The sequence below is a fragment of the Nocardia coffeae genome (genome assembly GCF_019890715.1).
Classification (GTDB): domain Bacteria; phylum Actinomycetota; class Actinomycetes; order Mycobacteriales; family Mycobacteriaceae; genus Nocardia; species Nocardia jiangxiensis.
The window spans coordinates 82,185-108,797 of record NZ_JAINZY010000020.1 but is presented as its reverse complement, the minus strand read 5'-3'; the positions used below and the strand labels follow the sequence as shown (position 1 = coordinate 108,797).

27 protein-coding genes are annotated in these 26,613 nt (G+C 67.5%); 15 read left to right on the top strand and 12 right to left on the bottom strand.

Annotated features, from left to right (window positions below):
- Positions 1-24: 24 nt before the first annotated feature.
- Positions 25-738, bottom strand: a complete 714-nt coding sequence (locus K7711_RS42515) for a SanA/YdcF family protein (protein WP_222977992.1) — start codon at positions 736-738, stop codon at positions 25-27.
- Between the two features lie 117 nt (positions 739-855).
- Between K7711_RS42515 and K7711_RS42510 the strand changes: the two genes are divergently transcribed.
- From K7711_RS42510 to K7711_RS42495, 4 genes are all read left to right on the top strand, one after another.
- Positions 856-1,659 carry a nuclear transport factor 2 family protein gene (locus tag K7711_RS42510; RefSeq protein WP_235748659.1) on the top strand — a complete coding sequence of 268 codons (804 nt, stop codon included), beginning with the start codon at positions 856-858 and terminating at the stop codon, positions 1,657-1,659.
- A gap of 200 nt (positions 1,660-1,859) precedes the next feature.
- Positions 1,860-2,465 (top strand): MspA family porin, encoded by a 606-nt coding sequence (locus K7711_RS42505; RefSeq protein ID WP_222977990.1) that lies wholly within the window; start codon positions 1,860-1,862, stop codon positions 2,463-2,465.
- Between the two features lie 5 nt (positions 2,466-2,470).
- Positions 2,471-3,346, top strand: a complete 876-nt coding sequence (locus K7711_RS42500) for an MspA family porin (protein ID WP_222977988.1) — start codon at positions 2,471-2,473, stop codon at positions 3,344-3,346.
- A gap of 111 nt (positions 3,347-3,457) precedes the next feature.
- A complete protein-coding gene (locus K7711_RS42495) occupies positions 3,458-5,401 on the top strand; it encodes an Eco57I restriction-modification methylase domain-containing protein (protein ID WP_372460250.1) in 1,944 nt (647 codons plus the stop codon).
- Positions 5,402-5,440: 39 nt separating this feature from the next.
- On the opposite strand, the gene K7711_RS42490 is transcribed toward K7711_RS42495, so the two are convergent.
- From K7711_RS42490 to K7711_RS42480, 3 genes are all read right to left on the bottom strand, one after another.
- Entirely contained in the window at positions 5,441-6,061 is a 621-nt protein-coding gene (locus K7711_RS42490; RefSeq protein WP_222977986.1) for a TetR/AcrR family transcriptional regulator, read from the bottom strand.
- An 87-nt stretch (positions 6,062-6,148) separates the two neighbouring features.
- Positions 6,149-6,328 (bottom strand): hypothetical protein, encoded by a 180-nt coding sequence (locus K7711_RS42485; RefSeq protein ID WP_040820912.1) that lies wholly within the window; start codon positions 6,326-6,328, stop codon positions 6,149-6,151.
- 149 nt (positions 6,329-6,477) lie between these two features.
- Positions 6,478-6,993, bottom strand: a complete 516-nt coding sequence (locus K7711_RS42480; RefSeq protein WP_222977984.1) for a gamma carbonic anhydrase family protein — start codon at positions 6,991-6,993, stop codon at positions 6,478-6,480.
- Here K7711_RS42480 and K7711_RS42475 point away from each other — a divergent pair.
- The 3 genes from K7711_RS42475 to K7711_RS42465 all read left to right on the top strand — a co-directional run bounded on the left by K7711_RS42475 (position 6,992) and on the right by K7711_RS42465 (position 9,755).
- A complete protein-coding gene (locus tag K7711_RS42475; protein WP_222977982.1) occupies positions 6,992-7,624 on the top strand; it encodes an LURP-one-related/scramblase family protein in 633 nt (210 codons plus the stop codon). The genes K7711_RS42480 and K7711_RS42475 overlap by 2 nt on opposite strands.
- Positions 7,625-7,817: 193 nt before the next feature.
- Positions 7,818-9,029, top strand: coding sequence for a hydroxymethylglutaryl-CoA reductase (locus tag K7711_RS42470; RefSeq protein ID WP_222977974.1), 1,212 nt, complete (start codon positions 7,818-7,820; stop codon positions 9,027-9,029).
- 198 nt (positions 9,030-9,227) lie between these two features.
- Positions 9,228-9,755, top strand: coding sequence for an HD domain-containing protein (locus tag K7711_RS42465; protein WP_222977972.1), 528 nt, complete (start codon positions 9,228-9,230; stop codon positions 9,753-9,755).
- On the opposite strand, the gene K7711_RS42460 is transcribed toward K7711_RS42465, so the two are convergent.
- Both K7711_RS42460 and K7711_RS42455 read right to left on the bottom strand, forming a co-directional pair.
- Positions 9,731-10,213: an NUDIX hydrolase gene (locus K7711_RS42460; protein WP_222977968.1), complete on the bottom strand. Its 483-nt coding sequence runs from the start codon at positions 10,211-10,213 to the stop codon at positions 9,731-9,733. The genes K7711_RS42465 and K7711_RS42460 overlap by 25 nt on opposite strands.
- 10 nt (positions 10,214-10,223) lie before the next feature.
- A complete protein-coding gene (locus K7711_RS42455) occupies positions 10,224-10,955 on the bottom strand; it encodes a helix-turn-helix domain-containing protein (RefSeq protein WP_222977967.1) in 732 nt (243 codons plus the stop codon).
- Positions 10,956-11,384: 429 nt separating this feature from the next.
- Here K7711_RS42455 and ald point away from each other — a divergent pair, with 429 nt between their 5' ends.
- Positions 11,385-12,497: an alanine dehydrogenase gene (ald, locus tag K7711_RS42450; RefSeq protein WP_222977965.1), complete on the top strand. Its 1,113-nt coding sequence runs from the start codon at positions 11,385-11,387 to the stop codon at positions 12,495-12,497.
- Between the two features lie 114 nt (positions 12,498-12,611).
- Here the strand turns inward: ald and sigJ are convergent, their stop codons facing one another.
- Positions 12,612-13,541: an RNA polymerase sigma factor SigJ gene (gene sigJ, locus K7711_RS42445; protein ID WP_222977963.1), complete on the bottom strand. Its 930-nt coding sequence runs from the start codon at positions 13,539-13,541 to the stop codon at positions 12,612-12,614.
- A gap of 99 nt (positions 13,542-13,640) precedes the next feature.
- A complete protein-coding gene (locus tag K7711_RS42440) occupies positions 13,641-15,110 on the bottom strand; it encodes a carboxylesterase/lipase family protein (RefSeq protein ID WP_222977961.1) in 1,470 nt (489 codons plus the stop codon).
- 63 nt (positions 15,111-15,173) lie between these two features.
- On the opposite strand from K7711_RS42440, the gene K7711_RS48745 reads away from it, so the two are divergent.
- Both K7711_RS48745 and K7711_RS42430 read left to right on the top strand, forming a co-directional pair.
- On the top strand, positions 15,174-15,794 hold the full coding sequence (locus K7711_RS48745; protein WP_222977959.1) for a TetR/AcrR family transcriptional regulator: 621 nt from the start codon (positions 15,174-15,176) through the stop codon (positions 15,792-15,794).
- Between the two features lie 73 nt (positions 15,795-15,867).
- Complete coding sequence (locus K7711_RS42430) at positions 15,868-16,803, top strand: cobalamin biosynthesis protein (protein ID WP_235748680.1); 936 nt, start codon at positions 15,868-15,870, stop codon at positions 16,801-16,803.
- Positions 16,804-16,929: 126 nt separating this feature from the next.
- Here K7711_RS42430 and K7711_RS42425 read toward each other — a convergent pair whose 3' ends face one another.
- From K7711_RS42425 to K7711_RS42415, 3 genes are all read right to left on the bottom strand, one after another.
- Positions 16,930-18,411, bottom strand: a complete 1,482-nt coding sequence (locus K7711_RS42425) for a cation:proton antiporter domain-containing protein (RefSeq protein WP_222977956.1) — start codon at positions 18,409-18,411, stop codon at positions 16,930-16,932.
- Between the two features lie 489 nt (positions 18,412-18,900).
- Entirely contained in the window at positions 18,901-19,899 is a 999-nt protein-coding gene (locus K7711_RS42420; protein WP_372460253.1) for an SURF1 family cytochrome oxidase biogenesis protein, read from the bottom strand.
- 5 nt (positions 19,900-19,904) lie between these two features.
- Positions 19,905-20,450 (bottom strand): low molecular weight protein-tyrosine-phosphatase, encoded by a 546-nt coding sequence (locus K7711_RS42415; protein ID WP_308015200.1) that lies wholly within the window; start codon positions 20,448-20,450, stop codon positions 19,905-19,907.
- A 268-nt stretch (positions 20,451-20,718) separates the two neighbouring features.
- Here K7711_RS42415 and K7711_RS42410 point away from each other — a divergent pair, with 268 nt between their 5' ends.
- On the top strand, positions 20,719-21,678 hold the full coding sequence (locus tag K7711_RS42410) for an amidohydrolase family protein (protein ID WP_222977951.1): 960 nt from the start codon (positions 20,719-20,721) through the stop codon (positions 21,676-21,678).
- 36 nt (positions 21,679-21,714) lie between these two features.
- Here the strand turns inward: K7711_RS42410 and K7711_RS42405 are convergent, their stop codons facing one another.
- Positions 21,715-22,494 (bottom strand): IclR family transcriptional regulator, encoded by a 780-nt coding sequence (locus K7711_RS42405; protein WP_222977949.1) that lies wholly within the window; start codon positions 22,492-22,494, stop codon positions 21,715-21,717.
- A gap of 95 nt (positions 22,495-22,589) precedes the next feature.
- On the opposite strand from K7711_RS42405, the gene K7711_RS42400 reads away from it, so the two are divergent.
- The 4 genes from K7711_RS42400 to cobC all read left to right on the top strand — a co-directional run bounded on the left by K7711_RS42400 (position 22,590) and on the right by cobC (position 26,596).
- Positions 22,590-23,420 carry a 2-keto-4-pentenoate hydratase gene (locus K7711_RS42400; RefSeq protein ID WP_222977947.1) on the top strand — a complete coding sequence of 277 codons (831 nt, stop codon included), beginning with the start codon at positions 22,590-22,592 and terminating at the stop codon, positions 23,418-23,420.
- Positions 23,417-24,388, top strand: a complete 972-nt coding sequence (locus K7711_RS42395; protein WP_222977938.1) for an acetaldehyde dehydrogenase (acetylating) — start codon at positions 23,417-23,419, stop codon at positions 24,386-24,388. Before K7711_RS42400 ends, K7711_RS42395 begins: the two co-directional genes overlap by 4 nt.
- Complete coding sequence (dmpG, locus tag K7711_RS42390; protein WP_040820934.1) at positions 24,385-25,398, top strand: 4-hydroxy-2-oxovalerate aldolase; 1,014 nt, start codon at positions 24,385-24,387, stop codon at positions 25,396-25,398. The genes K7711_RS42395 and dmpG overlap by 4 nt, the downstream gene beginning before the upstream one ends.
- A gap of 148 nt (positions 25,399-25,546) precedes the next feature.
- Positions 25,547-26,596, top strand: a complete 1,050-nt coding sequence (gene cobC / locus K7711_RS42385; RefSeq protein WP_222978059.1) for an Rv2231c family histidinol phosphate aminotransferase CobC — start codon at positions 25,547-25,549, stop codon at positions 26,594-26,596.
- The last annotated feature ends 17 nt before the right edge of the window (positions 26,597-26,613 follow it).

The window sequence follows — 26,613 nt, the reverse complement described above, 5'->3', positions numbered from 1 at the left end:
AAGGTGCTGCGGCGCAGGGCGATATCAGTGCGGGCTCGCCGCGATCGCGTCGCGGACCGAGGTCTCCTGGCGGCCGAGGAATTTCGGATCGGGTTGGACCAGCATCGAATACACCGCCTTGATCGCGGCGATCTGATCGCGCACCCAGCACTTGTCGTAGGTGGCGTTGTGTGCCTGGCTGTGATCGCCGACCGCGCTGGTCCGGATGCCCACCGACCGGCACAGGGCGATTGTGCGTGGGACGCTGAAATCCTGGGTGACCACGATCGCGTTGCGCACCCCGAAGATTCGATAGGCGCGAGCGCAAGACTGATAGGTGTCGAAACCGGCGTAGTCCAGGGCGATCTTGTTCGCGGGCACGCCCTTGTCGATCAGATATCTGCGCATCGCGTCGGGTTCGTCGTAGGTCGGCGTGCCGAAATCGCCGGTCAGCAGCAGCGCCTTGACCTTGCCCGTACTCAGCAGGGTGCGAGCCAGGTCGAGCCGACCGGCCACATAGGGGGAGGGTTGGCCGTTCGGGTAGATCTCCGCGCCCGGCACCAACGCGACGTCGGCGGGCGGCACCGAGGTCGCGGAGTACTCCAGACCGCTCGCACGCCACCGGACGACGCCGATGCAGACACCGACGAGCACCATCACCGTGAGTGCGGCCACCACCGCCACTGGGAGCAGAACCTTCGGCCGCAGCCAGGGCCTGAGGAAAGCTCCCACCCCGGAGGGAGTATCACGCGCACTCATGCGCGAAAGTCTGCCCGGTCGGGCACTCGATCCGGAATCCATTTTCCTGCCCCGTGACATGAAGTAGAACACGTTATAGGTTAGTGGTGGGCTCATCGCCCCACGTCACGAAGGGAAATGATGTCCGCAACTGGATCAGCCGCCGAACTGCTCGCCGCCGTCGAGGCGTCGCCGCGGGCGGTCGCCGTGCACGATCGCGCCGCCTGGATCGGATTGTTCGCATCCGGAGCCCGGGTCGAGGATCCGGTCGGATCGCGTCCGCACATCGGGCAGGCGGCGATCGAGCGCTTCTACGACACGTTCATCGCGCCCAACGGCATCGCCTTCCGGGTCGAGCACGACGTGGTGTGCGGTGCGACGGTATTCCGCGATCTGGTGATCGAGACGACCATGTCCACGGGCGTCACCCTGCGGGTGCCCATGCATCTGCGCTACGACCTCGAGCGCGAGGGCGAGACGCTGAGAATTCGTGAGCTGCACGCGCATTGGGAACTGCCGGTGATGATCGTGCAGTTGCTGGCCGCCGGTGTGCGCGGGCTCGCCGCGGCGGTGCGACTCGCCCCGCAGTTGCTCGGCAATCAGGGCATCGGTGGTGCGTTGGGCTTCGCGCGCGGGTTCGTCCGGGTCGGGGCCGCGGGTAAGCGGGCAGCGGCGGGAGTGATCGAGGACGCCGCGCGTGGGGACGTCGACGGGGTGCGCGCGGCCCTGACGCCGGACGCGGTGCTCGAATGGCCGGCCGGAATCGCGGTGGACCCGGCCACTTTCGTCGCCCAGGCCGCCGGAACCGAGGTCGCCAAGTCGATCGCGGCAGGACGATATGTGACCGCATCGGTGGAGACGACCGCCGGGCGTGGGATCGCCGAGATCGTGGTTGTGCGCGGTGGACGGGTGTCGGCGGTCCGGGTCTACGTGTCCGACTGATCCGAACTGTCCGGTACGTCCCGGTTCCGACCATCCGGTACGCGGGAGTACTGTCGCCGGAACATCTCGAGCAGGGCGCCGTGCGGAACTGTGCTGTCGCACGGCGATTCCCGGCAGATTCCCCGTGGGCTCACAGCTAACTCTTACCTAGATCAACAACCGTTGGCTGCGCTTGCCCGAACACAAACGATGAAGGAAATATGAGATTGGTTTCAGGAGCCGGTCGCTGGCTCATTCGCGGTGGGGCGGGGCTCGCCGTTCTGATGCTCGGATGTGGTGTGGCGCAAGCAGATACGGTTGTACCGCTACCCGATGGCCGACAGAATTTCACCACCGCGACCGGTGTCGCGGTCGATTTCAGCCGGACCGGTGAGAAAGCGGTGGTTTCCCCGTCCCTGGCCTACAACGGCCTCTCTCGCACGGCCACCATGTCGGCCACGGTCTTTGCGACCGCGCCGGGCGTGACCGGCGGCACGCTGGTCACCGGCTATCTGGTCGGATGTCAGGTCGATCTGTCCGGTGGGCTCTCGCTCGGCGGTGATGTCTATATCGAGCCCGATTCGGCGTGGCCGGAGGTCGTCCCCAGCATCGATCTGGTGCCCGGCGGTGTGACGCAGGTGAAATTCGGCACCAAGAAGATGGATCCGAAAGCCGGTGCCATCGGCGTGGAGTACCACGACCGCGGCATCCAGGTCGACGGGTGCGCCGGATATGCGCAAGCGCGATCGTTCAGCACGCTGACGGTCACCAACAGCCGGGGCACCTCCGAGGTCACCCTGTACGGCAACCCGTTCAGCATCGGATGAGGGCGATGAGGGCGAAACTTTCGATGAACAGCAGTGCCGCAACGACATTCGGCCAGCCGGAACGCAATCGCGTCGTGCGCGGTGCGCTGGGCAGCGCGATCGTGGCGGGCGTGTGCGTACCGCTCGTACTGGGCGTCGGCGGGTCGGCCGGTGCGGACACCCACGTGCCGCTGCCGGACGGGCACGCGTCCTACACCACGCACGACGGCGTGACCGTGCACGTCGACCGCACCGGGGAGAGCGCCACACTGTCGGGATCGATGGCCGCGAGTCCGCTGTCCCGCAACGCGATGGTCTCGGCGGTGGCCACGGTGCAGGCCACCGCACCCGGCGGGGTGAAGATCACCGGCGGGCGGATCGAGACCGGCTACCTGGTGGGTTGTCAGATCGACCTGGGCAGTGCCGTACACGCCAACGGCAGCGGTAACACCGCCGATCAGAACAACTCCCAGTCCGGCAACGGCGGCGCCAATCCGTCGGATGGCAACGGCGGCGGCGATGCCTCCTCCTCGGATCAGAGCTCCGGTGGCGGCAACAGCGGCGGCGGTGGCGGCAACGGCGGTGGTGGCGGCGGGGGAGGTGGCGGCGGACTCTCGGTCTCGCCCGGCGACAGTGGTGCGGGTCTGAGCAGTTCGGGCATCACTCCGTACGCCGATCCGTCGATGTCGATCAAGCTCAAGCCGGGCAACGTCGCCAGCAAGGTGATCCAGGTCTACAACTTCACCGGGACCTCCGGTACCACCCAGTACATCGACCACACGATCTCGGTGGACGGTTGCGCCGGATACGCCGAGGCGCGTGCGTACACCACGGTCGTACTGCACGACAACGTCATGGATTCGACCGAGACGTTGTGGGGCAAGCCTTTCAGCCTCGGCTGAGTGGTTCCGGTGCGGTGCTGCGGACCGGGCCGGTGCGATGAGAACGAGCCGAGTGGGCTCGCGGGAGAGCATCCCCGCGAGCCCACTGTCGTGTGCGGGGTGTTCCCGGTCGTGAATTCGATCGAGTCGATCGGCTCGTCACCCGATATTTGCCGGTTCACCCGGGCAGAATGGTCCGGTATGGACGGCCGGGTGGGGCGGGCAGCGGCGGACCGGCGGGCGAGCGCGTCCGCCGGGGCTCGGGTGCGCAAGCGGCACGGGCGGCACTACACACCGGTTCGGCTGGCCGAGTTCCTGGCCGAGCGCCTGTTGGAACATGTTGTGCCGCAGGGGCGGCTGCGAATTCTGGACCCGGCCTGCGGAGACGGGGAATTGCTGTTGGCGGTGTATCGGGCCGCGGTGCGGCGGTTTCCCGGGATCCCGGTTCAGCTCACCGGCTTCGACCTGGACGCGGCGGCGGTCGCGCTCGCGCGGGAGCGCGCCGCGGGGCTGCCGGTCACCTGGCGTGTGGGCGATTTCCTCTGTGCTGCGGAGGAATTGGCGGAGAGCAGTTTCGACGCGGTCATCACCAATCCGCCCTATGTGCGGACCCAGCAGCTGGGCGGGGCGACCGCGCGACTGTTGAGCGTGCGCTTCGGACTGCGCGGCCGGATCGATCTGACCCATCCGTTCGTCGCCAGCGTGCCTCGATTACTACGGCCCGGGGGTGTCCTGGGCTTGTTGTGTGCCAACCGATTTCTCACCACCAAGGCGGGCGCGAACCTGCGCGCGCTGTTACGCGCCGATCTCACCCCGGTCGAACTCTACGACCTGGGCGACACCAAACTCTTCGACGCCGCGGTACTACCGGCCGTCACCGTCGCGGTGCGCGCACCGCTCGCGACTCCCTGCCGCTACGTCTCGGCCTACGAGATCCCCGACGGTGAATCCGCCGAAACCCTGGACCTTTTCACCGCCCTGGCCGCTGCCCGGGAATGTTCGCTGCGGCACGAAGGTCGGCACATCGCGATCGAGGCGGGCACCCTCGACCCGGGTACCGCTGCGCCGCTCGAGGATTCGGTCGAGTTCGCGAAATCGAACGAATCCGGCATCGCCACGGTTCACCGAGTCGCGGGTGATGCCGGAGGGGACTCGGGTTCTGCTGCCCGGCAACAAGAATCGGATCGTGTGGCCGGATCGGCGGACCCGGAGACGATCACGCGTCCGGTGGCGGATGTGGCGACGCCGTGGCGGATGTCGCGGCCGAGTGTGGACGAATGGCTGCGGCGGGTGCGTGTCGGCACGTGGCGGACGTTCGGCGAGGTGGCGCGCATTCGCGTGGGGATCAAGACGACTGCGGACCGGGTGTTCATCTCCGATCGGTGGGAGCATCGGCCCTCGCCGCCGGAGCCGGAGTTGCTGTTCGATCTGATCACCCACCACGATCTGGTGCCCTGGCAGATCTCCCGGGAGCGGCCGACCCGTGTGCTGTATCCGTACGATGTGAGCTGCCCGCGGCGCACTCCGGTGGATCTGGACGGATTCCCTTGCGCCGCAGCCTATCTCGCCGAACACAAGGATGTGCTGGCCGCGCGGGCCTATCTCACCGCGAGCGGGCGGGAATGGTTCGAGATCTGGGTGCCGCAGCGTCCGCATCTGTGGCGGCATCCCAAGCTCGTCTTTCCCGATATCAGTGTCGCACCGCGTTTCGCGCTCGATCGCAGCGGTGCGATCGTCAACGGTGACTGCTACTGGATCTCGGTGCCCGACATCGGCAGCGAAACCCTGGCGTATCTGTTGATGGGAGTGGCGAATTCGGCGCTGGGCCTGCGTTTCTACGATGCGGTGTGCGGTAATCGGCTCTATGCCGCGCGACGGCGGTGGATCACGCAGTACGTTGCGCGCCTTCCGGTTCCGGACCCGTCGACTGCGGCGGCGGACGCGCTCGTCCGTGGTGTTCGTGCCGTGGTGGAGGAGGGCGCGGTGCCGGATCCGCGGGAACTGGACGAGTGGGTCGCGGCCGCGTTCGGCTTGGGCTCGGCCCACCTCGACGACGAATTCAGTTCGCCCGCATGAGATTCGCCTCAGTTCGACGCGGGCGGGCGCACCGGCGGTTCAGGGACGATGTCCGCCCATCATCGGCAGCAGGGTGCGGCGGGCGAACTCCCGTGCGGCCGTCTCGTCGCCGAGCGGGATCAGCCCGTCGGGGGTCAGCGCCAGGGACTGGGCCAGTCGCGCCATGATCTCCGCGACCAGGTCGGCGTCGAAATCCGGTTCGGTGTCGTCCTTGTGGAGTGCGCGCAGCTTGCCGGCCAGATAGGCGCGTCCGACGGCGAGGATCGGTCCGGCCTGGGTGGTCAGTCGCGGCAGGATCAGATCCGGCTCGGTGCGCAGCAGCCGCTGCAGCAGCTCGTTGCGGGCCAGTGAGGTGATGAACGCGACGAAGATCTCCGCCAGCTGGTCCTCGCCGTCGGTGATGGCCTGCACGCGGTCGTCGATATCGGCGACGAATCGCTGCGCCTCGCGCACCCCGACGGCCTGGACCAGATCGTTCTTGGACTCGTATCGGCGGTACAGGGTGGCCGGGCTGATCCCGGCGCGGCGCGCGACCTCACCCATGCTGGTGCGCTTGATGCCGAAGTCCAGGAATGCCGACAACGCGCTTTCGAGCAGATGCTCACCCTCGGCCCGGGGCTTTTCCAGGATGCGGGCCAGGATCGAGTGAACGGTGGGCATCGAGCCTCCAGTCGGTCGGCGGATACCGCGTCGATGCGGGTGGACATCTCTCATTGTCTCATCGCCGCCGACGGACGCCGTCCGCGCTCACCGGAGATTCAGTGCATCCATCTCTCGCTCGATGGCGTTCGCAGCGAAGTCGATTCCGCTGGAACGTAATTCGTGGACCCGGCGCTGTAACGCCTCGATGCCCCCCGGCTGGGCCGCGATATCGGCCACACTGATTCGCCCGCTGGATCGGTGCATACCGGACTGCTCGCACGACACCGTGAAACCTCCTTGCCAAACCACGTGCCCGCCGCCAGGGTGATATCCCTTGTGCTGCCAGCCGTCTCGGCGGCACCACCCGGACTCCGAGCTCGCTGCCACGATGCTAGCAAGACTCGGCAACCCGGATTCGAGCCCTGTGTGATGTGTCACACCTCGACGGCGTCCCGGTGTACGGCCAGATTGTGCAGGTACACAGTGGCGTTCAGGCGAATCCTGTCCAGCTCCGCCTCGCCGAGTTCGCGGCGCACCTTGCCGGGCACCCCGGCCACCAGTGATCCGGGCGGGATCTGCGCGCCCTCGGGAATCAGCGCGTTCGCCGCGATCAGGCTGCCCTCGCCGATCACCGCGCCGTTCAACACGGTTGCACCCATGCCGACCAGGACGTTGTCGCCGATCGTGCAGCCGTGCAGGATCGCGTTGTGCCCCACCGAGACTCCCTCGCCGACCGTCAGCGGGAAGCCCGGATCGGCATGCAGCACACAGCCGTCCTGGATATTGGTGCGCGGGCCGACGCTGATGTCCTCGAGATCGCCGCGCAGCACCGCCGAATACCAGATGCCGACCTCCGCGCCCAGTCGCACCCGCCCGATCACCGTGGCATTCGGCGCCACCCACGCGGTGTCCTCGACCTGCGGTGCATGCTCACCCAGCTTGATCATCATGATCGTCAACCTACCGGGCGGGTTTGCGCGGGTTCGCTGTGATCCGTCATCGGTACTCGAGATCGGTGGGGTGCGTCGGTGGGGTGTGGTCGCCGTCCTGCGGGCGGGGTTCGCGTGCGGCGTATTCGGGCAGACTGGATTCGTGCGATATGTGATGCGGCAGCGTGTATTAGGTCTGGGCCAGGACTATTGGGTCACCGACGATTCGGGTAACAAGGCTTTTCTCGTCGACGGCAAGGTGCTCACGTTCCGGCGGACCTTCGAGCTGCGCGGGCCGCAGGGGGAGGTGTACGCGGTGGGGCGCAGGAAGGTGTTCGCGCTGCGCACCGCCATGGTCGTGAGCTCGGGCGGCAGGCATGTGGCCACCGTGCGCAAGAAGCTGTTCAGTCCGCTGCGGCACAGCTTCACCATCGCGCTGGCCGACGGTGAGCGGTGGAACGCGCACGGCGACCTGATCGAGAAGAACTACACCCTCGAGGGTCCGCAGGGCATCGTCGCCGAGACCTCGCGCAAGTGGTTCCGCATCCGGGACAGCTACGGAGTCGAGATCTATCACCCCGACGTTCCGTTGGCGCTGGCGATCGTCGTCTGTGTCGACGAGATGGTCGCCGCGCAGCGCGAAAGTGATTAGGGATTGTTCACGGTAACCATGCCGTTGCGCCGCGCAGGATTTCCTGTCCGTTAATTATTTGTGTCGATCGAATTCTGCTGCGGCAGTAGGTGATTGCTCGCAATGCGCTCGGTGGATCGGGCGGATACTCTCCGTGCGGGAGCTTGTCCCAGTACCTGCCCTGATGGGGCAGCGATCCGAGTGGAGATTTGTGATGACGATCAATCCGGTGGTCGACGAAACGCCCGTCATCGAGAAGATGCCAGGGCTCGGGGAATACACGGAACAGGCTCGCGCGCAACGGCTGGCGTGGTATCGGTCGGCGACCGGGGCCTCTCTCGACGCGTTGCGTGAACCAGGGGTGCCCGCGGAACTGGTGCGCGGCAATATCGAGAACTTCGTCGGGACCATCGACGTGCCGGTCGGCCTGGCCGGACCGCTGCTGTTCGACGGCGAGCACGCCCGGGGCCCGATCATCGCGCCGATGGCCACGGTGGAGGGCGCGGTGCTCGCGTCGACCGCCCGCGGCGCGCGTGCCATGACCGACTCGGGCGGTGTGGTGACCAGGGTGCTTCGGCAGCGGATGACGCGGGTGCCCGGATTCGGATTCGGTTCGCTCGAGCAGGCCGCCCGGTTCGCTCGCTGGGTCCCGTTGCAGTTCGACCAGCTCAGCGCGCGGGTGCGGGAAGCCTCCCGGCATGCGCTGCTGCTCGATGTCGAGGCCGTGCAGATCGGGCGGGACGTGCACGTCCGGTTCTGCTACGAAACCGCCGACGCCACCGGTCAGAACATGACCTCGGCGACCACCTGGCACGCCTGCCAGTGGATTCTGGACCACGTCGGCGAGCTGTCCGGGGTGGACGTGCTGTGGTTCATCATCGAGGCCAACATGGCCTGCGACAAGAAGGCCGCGAGCCTCAACACGATCGGCGGCCGGGGCTACCGGGTCGTGGCCGAGACCCTGCTCACCCGGGACGTGGTCGAACGCGTGTTGAAGACCACCCCGGAGATGCTGCACCGCACGCTGCAGGTGTTCGACGACGCCGCCTGGCACAGCGGCGCGCTCGGCCCCGACGTCGACGCGGCGAACGTGCTCGCGGCGATGTTCATCGCGACCGGCCAGGATGCGGCGAGCGTCTTCGAATCCGGTACGGCGATGATCTCCAGCCGCTTCGAGGGTGACGACCTGCTGATCACCCTGACCCTGCCGAGCCTGCTGGTCGCCACGGTCGGCGGCGGCACCGGCCTGCCGCAGCAGCAGGCGTTCCTGGAGGCGCTCGGCTGCGCCGGCCCGGGAAAGGCCCGTCGCCTGGCCGAGATCGTCACCGGATTCTGTCTGGCACTTGATATTTCGACCGTCTCAGCGATCGCCGCCGGCCAATTCGTCGCCGCCCACGAACAACTCGGCCGTAACAAGCGACTCTGAGTAGTGCGTGCCGGGCGCCGACTCGGCAGCTGTGGTTCACCGGCCGGGGGTTCGCTCCCGGCCGGTTCCAGGTATCCGCTTCATCGCGGAATGCGTTGGGGTCAGGCATAATTCGGCAGCACCGCCCTCGACGGCTTGTGGTGAATGACTGCGTCGACACAGACGTTTCGGGTGCTGTCGGCGGGTAACATGGCAGCGGTGAACGAGGCCATGGCCGAATTACTATCCCCGCTGACGGAGTCGCGACGCGCTCATTCGTTGGCAGTCGGGCGACGGATGGAGAGTGTGGTGGGCCATCTGCCTGCCGAGCTTCGTACCGATGCGGTAACCGCAGCCTATTTGCACGACGTGGGCTACGGCCACCCGGATCTCGGGTTCCATCCAATCGATGGCGCTCGACTCTTGCGCTCTTGCGGATATCCGCCGGTCGTGTGTCACATGGTGGCGTTCCATACTGCCGCGCAAACCGAGGCGACAGTGCGCGGTCTGGACCAGCAGATATTCGATGAGTTTCGGCTTGTCGACGTCGACGGAATCGATGCCGCCGATGATTTCCTCTGGTGGGCTGATCTCTCCACGGGGCCGAAAGGTGAAGAATTCACCCTGGACGAGCGGTTGTCCGAGATTCTCGAGCGTTATGAGCCGGGGAGCGTCGTGTACAGAGCGATCATCCGAGCGGAATCGCAACTGCGAGAGGCATTTCAGCGAGTCTCGGGATCTATGTAGGGATCGCTCTCGCTCAGTGCCCATTCGATGCGATTGCGCTGGCTCCTGTCCATTGTCAATGAGGGAATTCGTTCGATGGGCACCCATTCGACTCGCGTACTTTCCTCGCTCGTCGTGGGATTTCCGCCGGTTGGTTCACCTCGGTATACGACCGTGAACTCCTGCCGAACCTCGTCGTTGCTGGTGTAATGGATGACGTGGGTCGGATCGGTGAAGATTCCGACCAGCCCGGTCACATGAATGTCGACGCCGGTCTCTTCCAACGTCTCGCGGACTGCCGTGTGTGTCAGGGACTCTCCAGGATCGTGTGCCCCTCCCGGCATCGACCAGTTTCCGTTGTCGGATCGACATATCAGAAGCACTGCGTCGGCACGGCGGACGAATGCGGCCGCACTGGGCCGTACGCTGTTCGCGGTCGGTGCGGCAGGGTCCTGGTGATGGTCGATTCGGCGTCCCATACGCGTCAGACTACGCTGGGCGTCCTGTCTTCCAGACCGCTTCGAAGGAGTCGCGGTAGTACGAGAACAGACGACCGCCTGACACGTTCTGCAGATGCTGAACTGGAGACTTCGCAGCGTAGGCACCATAACTATGAGTGTTGACCAGCATCGTGTCATCGAACCGATAAATGCTGTTGTACAGAGGAGTTCGGTGAGTCCTGATGTCGACCATCGGCAGGTCCATCGTTTCGCGGAGATACTCCAGTGTTGACAGACGCCGTTGCGGAAGTGACGGCAGACCCTCTTCGCGGCCGCGAGCAAGGACTTCCGGCGAATCGCTTTCTCCCAGCAGAATGCGAATCTGCACACCAGTACTCGCCTTTGCGCGAACAACGTTGACGAAGTCGAGGGATTCGACCAGGAACCCGCCCGCGTACACCAGGACATCGATCTCATCCATGGTCTGTCGCATGACGGTTCGCCAAACCTCATGAGGCACTTCGGGACGAGTCGGCCAGATCTGAACCAGTTCCGATAGCGATGCGGCGGCAGATCGGCTGCCTACGAGCAGTTGGGGCCAGAGGTACGTCTCGTCGCGGCCCAATGCCCTTGCTACCGCCAGTCGGAGGCCGGGATGCGGACAGCGATCCTGGGTGATCCATCGTTCGACGGTCTTCGTGCTGACTTCGAGTCGTTCGGCCAGAGCATGTTTCGTGAGGTTCGCAGCCGCCATCGCTCCTCTGAGTCGCTCATTGGTCATGCTGTCAGCCTATGAACAAGTGTCCCCGGGTGTCCCGATTTTCGGGTTAATTCGTCCCCATGTGTCGCGAGACTCTTGATCCGGCAGGGGGTGCAGCAGCCCAACGACCTTGAATCGAGAAGTAGGACAGGGAGTTTCGGTGAACTTGTTGAATGCCGTGTATCGGACCGAGGGAAACGGGGTCGAAGTTGTATGGCGGATTACTCGAGACCAGAAGCGCACGATCGAAATCTTTCGCAGCGGTCTCGAGCTGTGTTCGGAAGTTTGTGTGAAACCGTCCGCGCGCCAACTCGGGGTCGGATCTTGCGGCGTGTTCATGGCAGGGTGGTGTCCACGAATAGTGACGCAGAGTTGCTGAATAGTTGCCATTTTGTGAATCGCGCGGGCGGGGTCGTGGCGTCGAGGCTGGTCGTGGGTGACGATGACGTTATGCGAATCGGTGTTCCGCGCGAGATCAAACCGCAGGAGACGCGGGTGGCGTTGACGCCGGCGGGGGCGGGGGAGTTGCGGCGGTACGGGCATGAGGTGCTCGTGGAGGCGGGGGCCGGGGTGGAGTCGGGGTTCTCGGATGTGGAGTATCGGGATGCGGGGGCGCGGGTCGTGATGGCGGCGGAGGTGGTGTGGGGCGACGCGGATCTGGTTTTGAAGGTGAAAGAGCCTGTTGCGCGGGAGTATTCGCGGATGCGGTCCGGGCAGGTGCTGTTCACGTTTCTGCATCTGGCTGCCTCGTGGGAGTGCACCGAGGCGATTCTGCGATCCGGGATCACCGCGATCGCCTATGAGACGGTGCGTGGCGCCGGGGGATCGCTGCCGCTGCTGGCGCCGATGAGTGAGGTCGCGGGCAAGCTCGGCGCGCAGGTCGGTGCGCAGCACCTGATGTCACCCAACGGCGGTGCTGGAGTATTGCTGGGTGGTGTGCCTGGGGTGCGGGCGGCCGAGGTGACGGTGCTGGGCGGCGGTGTGGCCGGATCTCATGCCGCTGCCGTCGCCGTGGGGATGGGCGCGCAGGTCACGGTGCTCGATACGAATTTGGTGCGGCTGCGCGAGCTCGACGCGCGTTTCGACGGACGGCTCGAGACGGTCGGGTCAAATGCCGCCGAGGTCGACCGGGCCGTGACCGACGCGGATCTGGTGATCGGATCGGTCCTGGTGCCGGGAGCCCGTGCGCCGCAACTGGTTCCGGATACGTTGGTGGCGCGGATGCGGCCCGGCGCGGTGCTGGTCGACATCGCGATCGATCAGGGTGGCTGCTTCGAAAGTTCCCATCCCACAACGCATGCCGAACCGACCTTCCGGGTGGCCGACACGCTGTTCTACTGCGTGGCGAACATGCCCGGCGCGGTGCCGCACACCGCGACCGTCGCGCTGACCAACGCCACACTCCCGTATGTGCGCGCGATCGCGGACCACGGCTGGCAGGCCGCCTGCCGCGCCGATCCGGGCCTGAGGCACGGACTGACCGCCGATTCGGGACAGCTGTTCTCGGCCGAAGTCGCCCAGGCGCACGGCTTGACGGCGATCGACTTACCGTCCGATCGGTGAGCCCGGACTTCTGGTCGCTGTCTCTCGGTCGGGTGTGTGGTTCGTGCGTTGCGGGGCAACCGTTTTCAGCGATGGCGCAGGTGCATGGTCAGGCGAGGTGTGCTGCCCGGACGCCTACATGTACCAGTCGGGCTCCGACTCTTCCGGCAGGTGACGCAGTTTGTCGGGGTTGCGCACGACGTGGATGGCCGTGATGGCGCCCTGCTCGACGGTGAAGGACATCACCCCGGGGTAGGCGCCGTCGAAGAACAGCAGCCCGGGTTGTCCGTTGACCCGCACCTCCCGGCCCCACGCCCCGGACGCGGCCCGATACCAGCCGAGGAACAGCTTGGCGATCAGCTCGGACCCACGCACCGGCTGGCGGACCGCCGGAACCTTGCCGCCGCCGTCGGCGGTCAGCACCACGTTCTGGTCCAGCACGCCCAGCAGCGCGCTCATATCGCCGGTGCGCCAGGCCAGGGCGAAGGCGGAGACCGCCTTGCCGTGTTCGTCGGCGCTCGCCGGGAAGCGCGGGGTGCCCTCCTCGACGTGTTTGCGTGCCCGCGAGGCCAGCTGCCGGACCGCCGCCGGGGTCCGGCCGACCACCTCGGCCACCTCGGGACCGGTCATCCCGAACACCTCCTGCAACACGAACGCGGTGCGCTCGGCGGGGGTGAGCGACTCCAGCACCACCAGCAGCGCCGTGGTGACGCGTTCGTCCTGGGTGATGCGGTCGGCGGGATCGTCGTCGGTGCTCACCTGCGGCTCCGGCAGCCACTCGCCGACGTACTGTTCGCGGCGGGCGCGCGCGGAACCGAGCTGATCGAGCGCCAGCCGGCCGGTGACGGTGGACAGCCAGGCCCGCAGATTGTCGATCCGCTCACCCGGCGCGCGATTCTCGTGCCAGCGCTGCAACCGCAGCCACGCCTCCTGCACCACGTCGTCGGCGTCGCTGAGACTGCCCAGCGTGCTGTATGCCAGCCGCCGCAGATACTGCCGATGCTCCTCGAACTGCCGGGCCAGCTCGGCCCGGTCGATGTCGTCGGGGCGTTCGTCGGTCGTCACTGTGCATCCTCACTGCCGTCCCGCGCCTTCCAGCGTGAGCTTATCCGTCGCAAGATGGACGAAATTGCCACCGGAGGTGTGACAGGACCGGATCGCGGCTCACCCGAGCTTGGATTCACTGTCGGCCACGCGAGGGTGTTCGGACCGCCAGATCCGATCGGATGCCGACAGCGAATCCTCGCCCAGCGCAGGCGGGGTTTGCCAGATCCGGCGGACTCTCGTGGCCCTGTCGAACCGGGGCCAGCCGGGGTCGCCGGTGCCGGCGAATGCCGCGAAGGCGCTGCGCATCGCGGTCGAGAGCACCGCGAAGTCCGGTGGAATCCGCGGGCCGATGAGATCGGCGGCGAGGGGACCGTGCGGAGTGTCGAAGGTGAAGGGCACGTCGAGGCCGTGACAGGCGCGCAGTGCGCCGTCGCGGGCCGGGCTCGGCCACGCGAACTCGTACAGGTAGGTGTCGGTTCCGGCGTCGGCGAGCACTTCGGCGCACCACAGAGCGGGCATCCGGAACAGGGCGTCGGACAGGATCACCGGGTGCAGGTCGGCGTCGGTGATGCCGGGATTCTCGGCTCGATAGGCGCGCACCGCCTTGGCATCGAGGCCGCACGCGCGAGCGGTGTCGACCGGATCGGCGCCCGACAGGTCCGCATCGACGGTGAACATCCGGGCCTCGTCCGTGGTGTACCCGCAGACGAGTTCCCGAGTGCCGAATGTCTTCTGCCGCCGCGGGATCCACGGTGGCGTGTCGAACAGGTCGTGGTCGACGATCAGCGAGTAGGGGGCGTTCGGATGAGTCCAGCGGCCCGGTTCCTGCGACATGATCACCACCGGCGTCATCTGTATCGCGTGGATCGTCTCGGGCGGCACCGCTGCCAGGGCCTCGGCCGTCGCCCGAACGCCCAGTTGTGTGGTGATCATCGCCGACACCGCGCGGGCCTCGTCGGCGGGGACGAAGATCTTTCCCGGACTCTGCGCGATGCCGCGCCGAAATAGTTCCGGCGCAACGTCATCGGCGATCAGGCCCACCACCGACGACGCACCGGCCGACTGGCCGATCAGCGTCACCGCGCCGGGATCTCCACCGAAGGCTGCGATGTTCTCGTGCACCCACCGGAGTGCGGCGAGCTGATCCAGGACGCCGCGGTTGCACGGCGCGTCCTCGACCCAGCCGAACCCCTCGTACCCCACCCGGTAGTTCATCGTGACCACGACGATGCCCGCGGCGGCGAACGCGGCACCGTCGAAATCGGTGGTGGCGGCGGTGCCGCCCAGGCACGCGCCACCGTGCAGCCACACCAGCACCGGCATTCCCGAGGACGCGACGTCGGGGGTCCACACGTTGACCGTCAGGCACTCGGGATCGTCACCGGGATGCCAGAGGGTCGGCTGGGGAACCGAGGAACCGAATGTCCGCGCGTCGCGCACCCCGTCCCAGCGGTGCGCCGGAGCGGGCGCCTGGAAACGGCGGGGGCCCTCCAGTGGCGCGGCATAGGGGATGCCGAGGAAAACCGCACATCCCTGCCGCGATTCACCGCGTACGGCGCCGCACCGTGCGCGAACGACCACATCCACTTCTGCCCCCTCGGAGATCGGACCTATACTTATATAAGTCACTGTACTAAAAAGCGAGGTTCGGTGCCGAAGATCGTTGACCCCCGACAGCGGCGCGACGAGGTCGCGGCCGCCCTGTGGCGAGTGGCCCACCGCGACAGCTGGGGCGCGGTGAGCCTGCGCAGGGTCGCCGCCGAGGCGGGTCTGTCGCTCGGATCGCTCCAGCACTATTTCGCCGGAATGGACGATCTGCTCAACTACGCCGTGGCCGGTGTGCTCGACGTCCTGGACGAGCAACTCGTCGATCAGCTCACCACCCTCGCCGATCCGGAGCATGCCGAATCGACTGTGCGCCAGGTGCTTCGGAGCATGATCCCCGGTGCGACCCCCGACCCGTCCACCGCTCCGGCGCCGGACGACCTCTGGCAGGTCCAGGTGATGGCCTGGCTGACCGTGGTGAGCCGGGCCGCGCAGAACCCGGTGATGTCGGCGCGGTTGTCCGCCGGTTCCGATCGGCTCGCGCGAGCGATCACCGCCGCGTTGCGCATGAGCGCCCACCGCACCCCGGAACAAGCGCAACGTGATGCGCGCGGTCTGCTCGCCCTCGTCGAGGGCCTGCTCCTGCAACTCGCGCGCCGCGACATCGACCCCGCCGAGGCCGCCGCGACCCTCGAGCGTTTCGTGGCGGTCGCCTTCACCCGCTGAGATCGGCGACGACGTCCGGGCAGCCCGGTCGATACTGGTCGATGACCTGCCGCGTTAGTCTCGATCGGTGAGTATGCGGATGTCGACGGCTGTCGGGTTGGTGCTGGGGTTCGGTCTGGACCGGGCGGTGGGCGATCCGCGGCGGTGGCATCCGGTGGCCGGATTCGGTTCGGCGGCTGCGGCATTGGAGTCGGCGACCTATCGGGACGGGCGGGTGGCCGGGGTGGTGCACGAAGTCGTGCTCGTCGGAGGGACCGCTGTGCTGGGCGTGGCCGTCGACAGGGTGGGGCGGGGACGGTTCGCGGTCGCCACGGCGCTGACCGCGCTGACGACCTGGACCGTGCTGGGCGGGACGACGCTCGCGCGGACCGGCCGGGCGATGGCCGATCGGCTGGAAACGGAAGATCTGGACGGGGCCCGCGCGCTGCTGCCGTCGCTGTGCGGGCGCGATCCGGAAGTGCTCGATGCGGACGGATTGGCCCGTGCCGCAGTCGAATCCATTGCCGAGAACACCTCGGACGCGACCGTCGCACCGCTGGTGTGGGGTGCGCTGGCCGGAATCCCTGGTCTGCTGGTCTATCGCGCGGTGAACACCTTGGATGCGATGGTCGGTTACCGCAACGATCGTTACCGGAACTTCGGCTGGGCCGCCGCGCGCACCGACGATCTGGCCAACCTGCTGCCGGCCCGGGTGAGCGGTGTCCTGACCGTGGCATTTGCCCCGCTGATCGGCGGAGGTCCCGCTGCCGCGCTGCGTGCCTGGCGTCGTGATGCCGCGAAACATCCGAGTCCGAATGCGGGCGTCGCCGAATCCGCGATGGCCGGTGCTCTGGGCGTCACGCTGGGTGGGCGCACTCAGTACCGCTACGGCCCGGAGCTGCGTCCCACCCTCGGTGACGGTCCCGCGCCGCGCGTCGCGGATCTCCGTCGCGCCGTACGACTTTCGGAAGCGGTCCAGTTCGCGGCCGCGCTCACCGCTGCCATCGTGAGCCTCTCGCCGAAACAATGAAAGCTACTGCGGGCCAGAGATTCCAGACTCCCAGCTCGCTGAAGCTACTGCGGACCAGCGACTCTGGAGTCGTAGCTCGCTGAAGCTGCTGTGGACCAGTGATTCGGGAGTTCCGGCTCGCTGAAGCTACTGTGGGCCCAACGTGTCGGAGGTGAAGAGTTCGGAAAGTATTGCCCGGGAATCGGGTTCGGCGAGGATCAGCACCTCGTCACCGCTGTGCAGCAGAGTCTCCGCGGTGACGGTGACCAGCCGGCCACGTCGGATGATGACGCTGACCCACAGATCGTCCGAGGGGAGTTCCGCGACGGTCCTCCCGTCGGCGACCGACCCCGCGGCGACGGTGAAACGGTGCAGACTGTCGGGTTCCTCCTCGAACCGGGCGTTCATCGTCCACGGGCGCGGATTCACCGTCTGCAACGGAACTCCGAGCCGCCGTGCCAGGACGGGAACCACGCTGCCCTGCACGATCACCGAGAAGGCCACCACCACGAAGATGATCTCGTAGGCCCGCTGCGCATCGGGCACCCCGGCCCGCAGAATGTAGGTGCCCAGCAGAATCGGCACCGCGCCCTTGAGTCCGGTCCACAGTACGAACAGGCGCTCGCCGCGGGCCAGACGCATTCGCCAGATCAGCGCGCCGACCAGCAGGGGCCGGATCACCAGGGTCAGCAGGACCGCCAGCAGCAAGCCGATCCACCACGCGCCGCCGTCGACCACACCGTGATCGCCGGTGACATGGATGGTGAAGCCGAGCATCACGAACGCCACGATCTCACCCAGGCTGGCCAGCGCCGAATGGAATCGTTCGATATCGCCGCGATAGGGCGCGCGCTGGCCGCCGATGACCACACCCGCCACCAGAACGGCCAAGAACCCGGAACCGTGTGCGAGCGTCGTCACGCCGTAGAGGGCGACCACGCACATCAGCACCCGCAGCGAATACAGTCCCGCGGCCGGAAGCGGCACCCGTCGCATGAACCACAGCAGCGCCAGCCCGCCGACCAGCCCGGCCACCGCGCCGACGACGATCTGTACCGCGAACTCGCCCAGTATCGAGCCGATCGAGTGCATATCGATCCGGCCGGCGCCCAGCAGCACCACCAGCAGAGCGATGCCGACCGGATCGTTGGCTCCCGATTCGCCCTGCACGATGATCCCGCCGCGGCCACCGATCTGCCGCCGACCCAGTACGGAGAACACCACCGCGGGGTCGGTCGGCGACAACGCCGTGCCCAGTAGCAGAGCGATACGCCAGTCGAGACCGAAGAGAGAATGCGCCGCCAGCGCGACCGCGGCAGCGGTCACGAGTGTGCCGGCCACGCCGATCCAGGTGATGGCCCCCGCATTGGCCCGGAAACGCCGCCAGCCGATCTGCATACCGCCGTCGAACAGGATCACCAGCAGCGCAACGGTGACGATCTGCTCGACCAGGGTGATCGGAATCTTCCCCAGAGCGGGCCAGATGTCCGAGGCCGCCGCGGCGCCGACCAGGAACAGCGCGGGCGCGGGAACGGGGAACCATTCGCCCAGCCGATTGGACAGCACCGCCGCCAGGCCCACGAGCGCCGCGATCAACAGCGCGACCGCGAAGGGCGTCACATCGTTCATCGCGACCGAGCCCCGATGACGAATCCGGACCGAGATCGCTTGGCGGCGTTGCTATCCGGTGTGTGCACAGAAGTCCTCTCCGGAATCCACTGACGAATCCTGTCGACCAGACTTCCCGACGCACCTGCGCACAACTTTAACGGTTCGTTGATCTTCGCCCGCATCGCCTGTCCGAATTGTGTCGATCCGCCCGGCGGTCCGGTTGTGCGGGCGTCGTGATCGCGCAGGCGAAACGACTGGCGTGCCGAGAGAACCAGCAACTCCGCTGGGCCGGACAGACCGATGCCGCACGCCGGCCGCGTGAGCTACCGGAGGTATGTGCGGCCGAGTCTGCACTGGGCGCGTCTTCGGTCCGGTCCGGTGGTGTGTGAGTGGCTGGGGCTGCTCGTGCTGGTGTCGTCGGATTATCACGGTGCGCGATTCGGATGTGGAGTTCGTCGATGATCGTGCATCGCCGACCGGCCCGGGTGTCGTGTTGGGAAGGCTTGTTCAGCGCCGCATGCCGCCGTATCGGTCGGCGAGCCGTTGAGCGTTGGTGCGGACTTGCGGAACAGCGACCGGTTCGGTTGCGGCAGGGGCGGATTCGGTCGGTTCCGGAACGTCGTCGGCTGCCGCGGTGGGAGTCGGGACGGGAAGGACCGCGGTAGCGGCAGGTTCGGCTCCCCGCGGGGTGGAAGTGGTTGCCGCAGTAGTGGGTTCGGGTGTGGGCAGAGAATCCTTCGGGGCTTCGGCACGTTCCCGCCGACGCTCGCGGATCTCGGCGTAGACGAAATACCCGAGGCCGAGCGGGGCCATGACGCCGAAGGCGATCCACTGCAGGCCGTAGGACAGGTACGGGCCCGCGTCCAGCTGCGGCAGGGGCTGCGGGGTGAACACACCGGGCTGGTTGTCGCTCAACTGCAGGTAGCCGCCCGCACCGCCGGTCGGGATCGCGGTGAGCGGCGCGTCGAGCAGGGTGGCGAGCTGGGTGGTGTCGATGGAGTACACCTGCCGGAAGCCGTCCTGCGTCATCGGCTCCTTACCGGGAATGACGCCCTCGGATTTCCGCACTCGGCCCTGGATGTGCTGCTGTCCGGCCGGTGGGTCGGCGATGGTCGGCAGGTGGGAGCCGTCGGGTGCGCCGACCAGTCCGCGGTCGACCAGCAGGCTGCGGCCGTCGTCGAGGCGGAATTCGGCCAGGACGCCGTAGGCGGGTTTGTCGTCCAGACGTTGCAGCCGCTCGAGCACCGTCGAGCCGGGCACATAGTTGCCGGTGGCCGTGATCTGCCGCCATTCGGTGTCCTTGGCCTTCGGATCGGCCAGGAACTGCCCGACCGGGACGGATGCGGCGTTGACCGAGTCGGCGATCAGATTGTTCCGATGCGAGGTCGAGATGTTCTTCCCCAGCTGCCAGGGTGCGAGCACCGTGAAGCACAGGTACGCGAACGCGACGACCACCACGGCCAGGATCGCCCAGCTCGGCCGGAGCAGGAAAGTGAGGCGGCGCAGCACGCTCATCGCGGATCGCCGTGCCCACGTGTGTCGACGCTGGGGTCCTCGACGAGCTGGTCGCGCACCCAGTCCAGCAGCCCCGGCATGGCCGCCTCGATCTTCTCGCGGACCATCTCGAAGTCGTGGTCGTCGCCGTAGTACGGATCGGAGACGTCGGGTGCGGGGGCGTGCGGATCGAAGCTGCGCAGCAGCCGCCGTCGGGCCGCGGGCACCCCGAGCCTGGTCAGTTCCCGGTCGTGCTGGCCGTCCAGGCCGATGACCATATCGGCGCTCAGGTGGTCGGGCCCGATCATCGCGGCCACGTGGCCGGTCGGGTAGCCGTGCCGGGTCAGGACCGTGTTGGTGCGCGGATCGGCGTCCGATCCGGCGTGCCACGGGGTGGTCCCGGCGCTGCTCACCCGCACCCGGTCGGCGAGCCCGGCTCGCTCGACGTTCGCGGCGAAGATCTTCTCGGCCATCGGGGACCGGCAGATATTGCCGGTGCAGATGAACGTCACGTGCAACTGCGCGCTGGAGAAGTCTCGTGACCAGGATGTTTGCGTGGTCACGGGGTCCATCCTGCAACTCTCCTACGTTCTGTGCCGCGTTCGTCTTCCGGTATGTGGCGATCCACGGCCACGCCAAGCCTGCGCGCCGAGTCTATCGCTTGGCCCGAATGCGGCTTCACCTCGCCGGGTCGTGCGGCGGTGGGGTCACCACAGCGCTGTCCGGGTAATTCTGATGTTTTCATCAATAACGTCTTGACAGGCTAGGGCATCGTAACTGATGATTTGATCAATAACGGTTCTGGAGGTGGCGACAGCGGAGGAGGCTCATATGAGCGGTGCACGGCGTATCGACACCCATCAACACATCGTTCCCCCGAAATATGCGGAGTGGTTGCGCGCCAAGGGGATTCGCCCCGGCGGGATCGACCTGCCGTCCTGGTCGGAAACGGCGGCGGTGGAGTTCATGGACGGCCACGGAATCCGGACCGGGATACTGTCGCTGTCCACGCCCGGGGTGTACCTCGGCGATGCCGCGGAGGCCGGGCGGTGGGCACGGGAGATCAACGAATACACCGCCGACCTGGTGCGCAGGCGGCCGGATCGGTTCGGCTTCTTCGCCACTCTCACCCTGCCCGATGTGACCGGCGCGCTCATCGAGGCCGAATACGCGCTGCACACCCTGCATGCCGACGGAATCGTGCTGCTGGCCAACAACGACGGCCGGTACCTGGGCGACCCCGAATTCGCGCCGCTGCTGCAATTCCTGCACGAGCGCCGGGCCGTGGTGTTCATCCACCCGGGTGAGCTGCCCGCCGAGCCCGTGCCCGGCATCCCCACCTTCACCGCGGATTTCCTGCTGGACACCACCCGCACCGCATTGAGCCTGATCCTGTCGGGGGCGATGGCGAAATACTCGGGGATCCGATTCATCCTCGCGCACGCGGGCGGGTTCGTTCCCTATATCGCCAACCGGATCCTGCTGACCATGTTCGCCGCGAATACCACTGTGCCGCAGGTGGAATCGGATGATCCCGGTGCGGGGTACAAGGCGGTGCTGAAGCAGTTCTACTACGACATCGCCCTGTCGGCCGGTCCCGCCGCGCTGCCGAGCCTGCTGGCGGTCGCCGAACCCGACCACATCACCTACGGCAGCGATTTCCCGTTCGCGCCGCCACCCGCGGTCGCGTTCATCGACAGCGAGTTCGAGAACTACCCGCTGGACGAGGCGGTGCGCGCGAACATCGACCGCGGCAATTGCGAAACGCTCTTTCCGCGATTGAAGGTCTGAGACAGCAGGATCGAAGATCGCGGACCGGTGGCGGCCCTACTCCGCGGCGCTCGAGCGGCGGGCCAGGATCGATGCGACTCCGGCCGCTGCGGCCCGGACCGAGGCGGCGTGTGCGTCGGGACGGAACCGGGTCGCGGGGCCGGTGACCGAGATGGCCGCCAGGGGCTGGTCGTCGGCGCTCAGGACCGGCGCCGCGACGCACACGATGCCGAGCGTGGACTCCTCGTACTCGTAGGCCACGCCCTGTTCGGCGACCTGCTCGAGATGAGCGCGCAGCAGACCGGGCGCGACGATCGTGCGCGGAGTGCGCCGGGGCAGCGGCCCGGCGAGGATCCGGGCGATGGTGGCCTGGTCCGAGTTGGCCAGCAGTGTCTTGCCGATCGCGGTGCAGTACAACGGCATTCGCCCGCCGATGCGCGACGGTGAGCGAGCCTGCCGGTGCCCGCCGATCTTGCTGATGTAGACCACCTCGTCACCGTCGAGTACGCCCAGATGCACCGTTTCCCGGGTGCGGGCGAACAGGTCCTGCAGGAACGGGACGGCCACCTCGAGCATGGTGCGTTCGGCGGCGGCGCGCATACCCAATTCGAACAGGCCGCGGCCGAGCCGATAGCCCTGCGGTGAGGCCGCGAGCAGTCGCGCGGTCACCAGATCCTGCGCGATCCGATGCACGGTCGCCTTCGCCAGCCCGGTTCGGCGGGCCAGTTCCGACAGGCCGACGGCCTGATCCCCGACATCGAACGCGTCGAGAATCCGCATGATCCGGCCCAGCACCGACTTGTCCTGCAGCGCGGCTTCGTCCACGGTCGCTCCCATCGGTCCATCCAGTGGACCACTTTACTGTTCGTGCACTGGTCGCGTGGGGTGCACTGACGTCGAAGAGAAATACCCGAGAAAGGAAGGAGGTGGGCATGTCCGCCACCACGGACAGCCGCGCCGAGACCGTCGACGAGTCGACCGTCGCCGCGGCGGCGCAACGCCTGGCCGCTGCCGCCGCCACCGGCAACCCCTGCGCACCGATTCGAGATCTGATCGGCCCCGACGACGTCGCCACTGCCTACCGGATCCAGGAACACTTCAACAGCCTGCGCGTCGGGGGCAACGTCGTGGTGGGCCGCAAGATCGGCGCGACGTCCGAAGCCGTGCAGACCCAGTTGGGTGTGCGCCAGCCCGACTTCGGTGTCCTGTTCGCCGATATGGCCTACGCCGACGGCGACGTCATCGAGACGGGCCGGTTGTTGCAGCCGCGGGCCGAGGCCGAGGTCGCCTTCGTGCTGAGCGAGGACCTCGCCGAGGGCCCGCTGGACGTGGCGCAATGCCGGGCGGCGGTCGATTACGCGGTCGCGGCCCTGGAAGTCGTGGACAGCCGGATCACCAACTGGGACATCTCCTTCGCGGACACGGTGGCCGACAACGCCTCCAGCGGCGTCTTCGTGCTCGGCGCCGAGCGCCGCACACTCGCGCAGTTCGAGCCCGTCGAGGTGACCATGTCCATGCGGATCGACGGTGCCGAGGTCTCGACCGGCACCGGGGCGGCGTGCCTGGGAGATCCGCTCAACGCCCTGTCGTGGCTGGCGCTGCGGGCCCGCGAATTCGGTGACCCGCTGCGCGCCGGACAGGTGATCCTGTCGGGCGCCCTCGGTCCGATGCGTTCGGTGGGTCCGGGCTCGGTCGTCGAGGTCGTCATCGGCGGACTCGGCAGTCTGTCCGCGTCCTTCAGCAACCAGGAGGTCATCCGATGAGTGAGAACAACGCCCGTACCAAGGTGGCGATCATCGGGTCCGGCAATATCGGCACCGACCTGATGATCAAGGTCATGCGCCATTCCCGTCATCTCGAGATGGCGGCCATGGTGGGCATCGACCCGGACTCCGACGGGCTCGCGCGCGCGGCCGGGATGGACGTGCCGACCACCCACGAGGGCGTCGAGGGACTGGTGGCGATGCCGGGCTTCGACGAGATCGAGATCGTGTTCGACGCCACCTCGGCCAAGGCGCATCAGGTCAACCACGCTCGCCTGGCGCCGCTGGGCAAGCGGTTGATCGACCTGACGCCCGCGGCGATCGGACCCTTCGTCGTCCCGGCGGTCAACTTCGCCGATCACCTCGACGCACCGAATGTGAACATGGTGACCTGCGGCGGACAGGCGACGATCCCCATCGTCGCGGCGGTCGCGCGGGTCGTGCCGGTGGCCTACGCCGAGATCGTCGCCTCGATCGCCTCGAAGTCCGCCGGGCCGGGCACGCGCGCCAACATCGACGAATTCACCGAGACCACCTCCCACGCGATCCAGGCCGTGGGCGGGGCCGCGCGCGGTAAAGCGGTGATCATCCTGAACCCGGCCGAACCGCCGCTGATCATGCGCGACACCGTGTTCTGCCTCGTCGATGCCGCCGATGCGGACACACACGAACAGATCCGCGCCTCGGTCGCGAAGATGGTCGGCGACGTGGCCGCGTACGTGCCCGGTTATCGGCTCAAGCAGCAGGTCCAGATCGATCCGATCCCCGCCGATCAGCCGGTGCACACGCTGCTGGCCGACGGCGCGGACCCGGTCCCGACGCATCGGGTGTCGGTATTCCTCGAGGTCGAGGGCGCCGCGCACTACCTGCCCGCCTACGCCGGAAATCTCGACATCATGACCTCGGCCGCGCTGCAGGTCGGCGAGCGGATCGCCCAGAACGCCCAGGAGCAGGAGAACGCGCGATGACCACACTGTTCGTTCAGGACGTCACGCTGCGTGACGGCATGCACGCGATCCGGCACCGGATCACGCCCGAGAACGTCGGGCGGATCGTGGCCGCGCTGGACGCCGCCGGCGTCGATGCCATCGAGGTCGCCCACGGGGACGGGCTCGCGGGTGGTTCGGTCAACTACGGTCCCGGCTCGCACAGCGACTGGACGTGGATCGAGGCGGCCGCGGCGAACCTGAGCCGCGCGCGCCTGACCACACTGCTGCTGCCCGGCGTCGGCACGGTCGAAGATCTCCGGCGCGCTTACGATCTGGGCGTCCGGTCGGTCCGCGTCGCGACGCACTGCACCGAGGCGGACGTCTCGGCGCAGCACATCGCGACGGCCCGGGAGATCGGCATGGACGTCTCCGGCTTCCTGATGATGAGTCACATGGCACCGGCCGCCGACCTCGCCGCGCAGGCGAAGTTGATGGAAAGTTATGGGGCGCACTGCGTTTACGTCACCGACTCGGGTGGCCGGCTCACCATGAACGGCGTGCGCGACCGGATCAGCGCCTACCGCGACATTCTCGACGAGACCACCGAGATCGGTATCCACGCGCACGAGAACCTGTCGCTGTCGGTCGCCAATTCCGTTGTCGCCGTGGAGAACGGAGCGTTCCGCGTGGACGCCTCGCTCGCCGGGCACGGCGCGGGTGCGGGCAACACCCCGATCGAGGCGTTCATCGCCGTGGCGGATCTGCTGGAGTGGAAGCACGGCTGTGATGTGTTCGCCCTCCAGGACGCCGCGGACGATCTCGTGCGCCCGCTCCAGGATCGCCCCGTCCGGGTCGACCGGGAGACGCTGACCCTCGGTTACGCCGGTGTCTACTCCAGCTTCCTGCGGCACGCCGAGGCCGCGAGCGAGCGCTACGGGATCGACGTGCGCACCCTGCTCATGGAGGCCGGTCGTCGGCGGCTCGTCGGTGGTCAGGAGGACATGATCGTCGATATCGCGCTCACGATGGTCGCCGAACAGGGCGCGTGATCCGTCCGGATCCAGCACCCCCGCCGTTGGGTCGATTCGGCGCGGGGGCGGCCACGTAGGGTGTATTGCTGTGCCCGAGGACGTCACGGCAGATCGTGAACCGGAACCGCCGTCGAGGCCCGTCACCGGGCCCGCGGCGGTTCGGGCTCTGCCGTCCGACGCCGGGACCGGGGAGGTGGACGCGGCCAAGTTGCGCCATCACGGCGACGTGGACGTGCGGCCCGGGATGCTGGATTTCGCGGTGAACGTCCAGGGCGCGGGGCCGCCTGCGTGGTTGCGTGAGCGGCTCGCGGCGCGGCTGGACTCCTTGGGCAGATATCCGGGGGAGGCCGAGGATCTGGCGGCGCGCAAGATCGTCGCGGCGCGGCACGGGCGGACTCCGGACGAGGTGCTGTTGCTCGCGGGGGCGGCCGAGGGGTTCGCGATGCTGCCGCGTCTGGCGCCGCGCCTGGCCGCGGTGATCCATCCGTCCTTCACCGAACCCGAATTGGCGTTGCGCGAGGCCGGGGTGGCGGTGACCCGGGTCGTGCTGGGCGAGCCCTACGCCCTCGATCCCGCGCTGGTGCCCGAGGCTGCCGATCTGGTGGTGCTGGGCAACCCGACCAATCCGACCTCGGTGCTGCATCCCGCCGAGACGATCCGTGCGCTGCGGCGGCCCGGACGGGTGGTCGTGGTCGACGAGGCGTTCGCCGACGCGATCCCAGGTGAGCCGGAATCGCTTGCTGCCCAATCGTTCCCGGATGTCCTGGTGCTGCGCAGCCTCACCAAGACCTGGGCGCTGGCGGGCCTGCGGTGTGGATATTTCCTGGGACCGCCGGATCTGCTGGCGCGGGTACGGCACGGTCGTGCGCACTGGCCGCTGAGCACCCTGCAGCTGGAAGCCATTGCGGCAACGGGTGATCCGGCCGCGGTCGCCGAATCGCAGGTTCGTGCGGAGCATATCGCCGCCCACCGTGCCGCGATGATCCCGCGACTGCGCGCGCTCGGCATCGAGGTCCACGAACCCGCGCGCGGCCCGTTCCTGCTGATCCGGGTGCCCGATGCCGAACTGCTTCGTAAACGTCTCGCCGGTGTGGGCGTCGCGGTCCGGCGTGGTGACACCTTTCCGGGGCTGGGACCAGGTCATCTGCGTCTCGCGGTCCGCCCGGAGGCCGAGGTCGACCGCTTGGTCGCGGCGCTGCGCGAGGTCGGTATATGAGCGCCGCTCGAATTCGG

Excerpts from the sequence above, each read along its gene's own strand:
- K7711_RS42515 (WP_222977992.1), bottom strand. The coding sequence starts at position 738 with ATGAGTGCGCGTGATACTCCCTCCGGGGTGGGAGCTTTCCTCAGGCCC.
- K7711_RS42510 (WP_235748659.1), top strand. The coding sequence starts at position 856 with ATGATGTCCGCAACTGGATCAGCCGCCGAACTGCTCGCCGCCGTCGAG.
- K7711_RS42505 (WP_222977990.1), top strand. The coding sequence starts at position 1,860 with ATGAGATTGGTTTCAGGAGCCGGTCGCTGGCTCATTCGCGGTGGGGCG.
- K7711_RS42500 (WP_222977988.1), top strand. The coding sequence starts at position 2,471 with ATGAGGGCGAAACTTTCGATGAACAGCAGTGCCGCAACGACATTCGGC.
- K7711_RS42490 (WP_222977986.1), bottom strand. The coding sequence starts at position 6,061 with ATGCCCACCGTTCACTCGATCCTGGCCCGCATCCTGGAAAAGCCCCGG.
- K7711_RS42475 (WP_222977982.1), top strand. The coding sequence starts at position 6,992 with ATGATCGTCAACCTACCGGGCGGGTTTGCGCGGGTTCGCTGTGATCCG.
- K7711_RS42480 (WP_222977984.1), bottom strand. The coding sequence starts at position 6,993 with ATGATGATCAAGCTGGGTGAGCATGCACCGCAGGTCGAGGACACCGCG.
- K7711_RS42470 (WP_222977974.1), top strand. The coding sequence starts at position 7,818 with ATGACGATCAATCCGGTGGTCGACGAAACGCCCGTCATCGAGAAGATG.
- K7711_RS42460 (WP_222977968.1), bottom strand. The coding sequence starts at position 10,213 with ATGGGACGCCGAATCGACCATCACCAGGACCCTGCCGCACCGACCGCG.
- K7711_RS42455 (WP_222977967.1), bottom strand. The coding sequence starts at position 10,955 with ATGACCAATGAGCGACTCAGAGGAGCGATGGCGGCTGCGAACCTCACG.
- ald (WP_222977965.1), top strand. The coding sequence starts at position 11,385 with ATGCGAATCGGTGTTCCGCGCGAGATCAAACCGCAGGAGACGCGGGTG.
- K7711_RS42430 (WP_235748680.1), top strand. The coding sequence starts at position 15,868 with ATGCGGATGTCGACGGCTGTCGGGTTGGTGCTGGGGTTCGGTCTGGAC.
- K7711_RS42425 (WP_222977956.1), bottom strand. The coding sequence starts at position 18,411 with ATGAACGATGTGACGCCCTTCGCGGTCGCGCTGTTGATCGCGGCGCTC.
- K7711_RS42410 (WP_222977951.1), top strand. The coding sequence starts at position 20,719 with ATGAGCGGTGCACGGCGTATCGACACCCATCAACACATCGTTCCCCCG.
- K7711_RS42405 (WP_222977949.1), bottom strand. The coding sequence starts at position 22,494 with ATGGGAGCGACCGTGGACGAAGCCGCGCTGCAGGACAAGTCGGTGCTG.
- K7711_RS42400 (WP_222977947.1), top strand. The coding sequence starts at position 22,590 with ATGTCCGCCACCACGGACAGCCGCGCCGAGACCGTCGACGAGTCGACC.
- K7711_RS42395 (WP_222977938.1), top strand. The coding sequence starts at position 23,417 with ATGAGTGAGAACAACGCCCGTACCAAGGTGGCGATCATCGGGTCCGGC.
- dmpG (WP_040820934.1), top strand. The coding sequence starts at position 24,385 with ATGACCACACTGTTCGTTCAGGACGTCACGCTGCGTGACGGCATGCAC.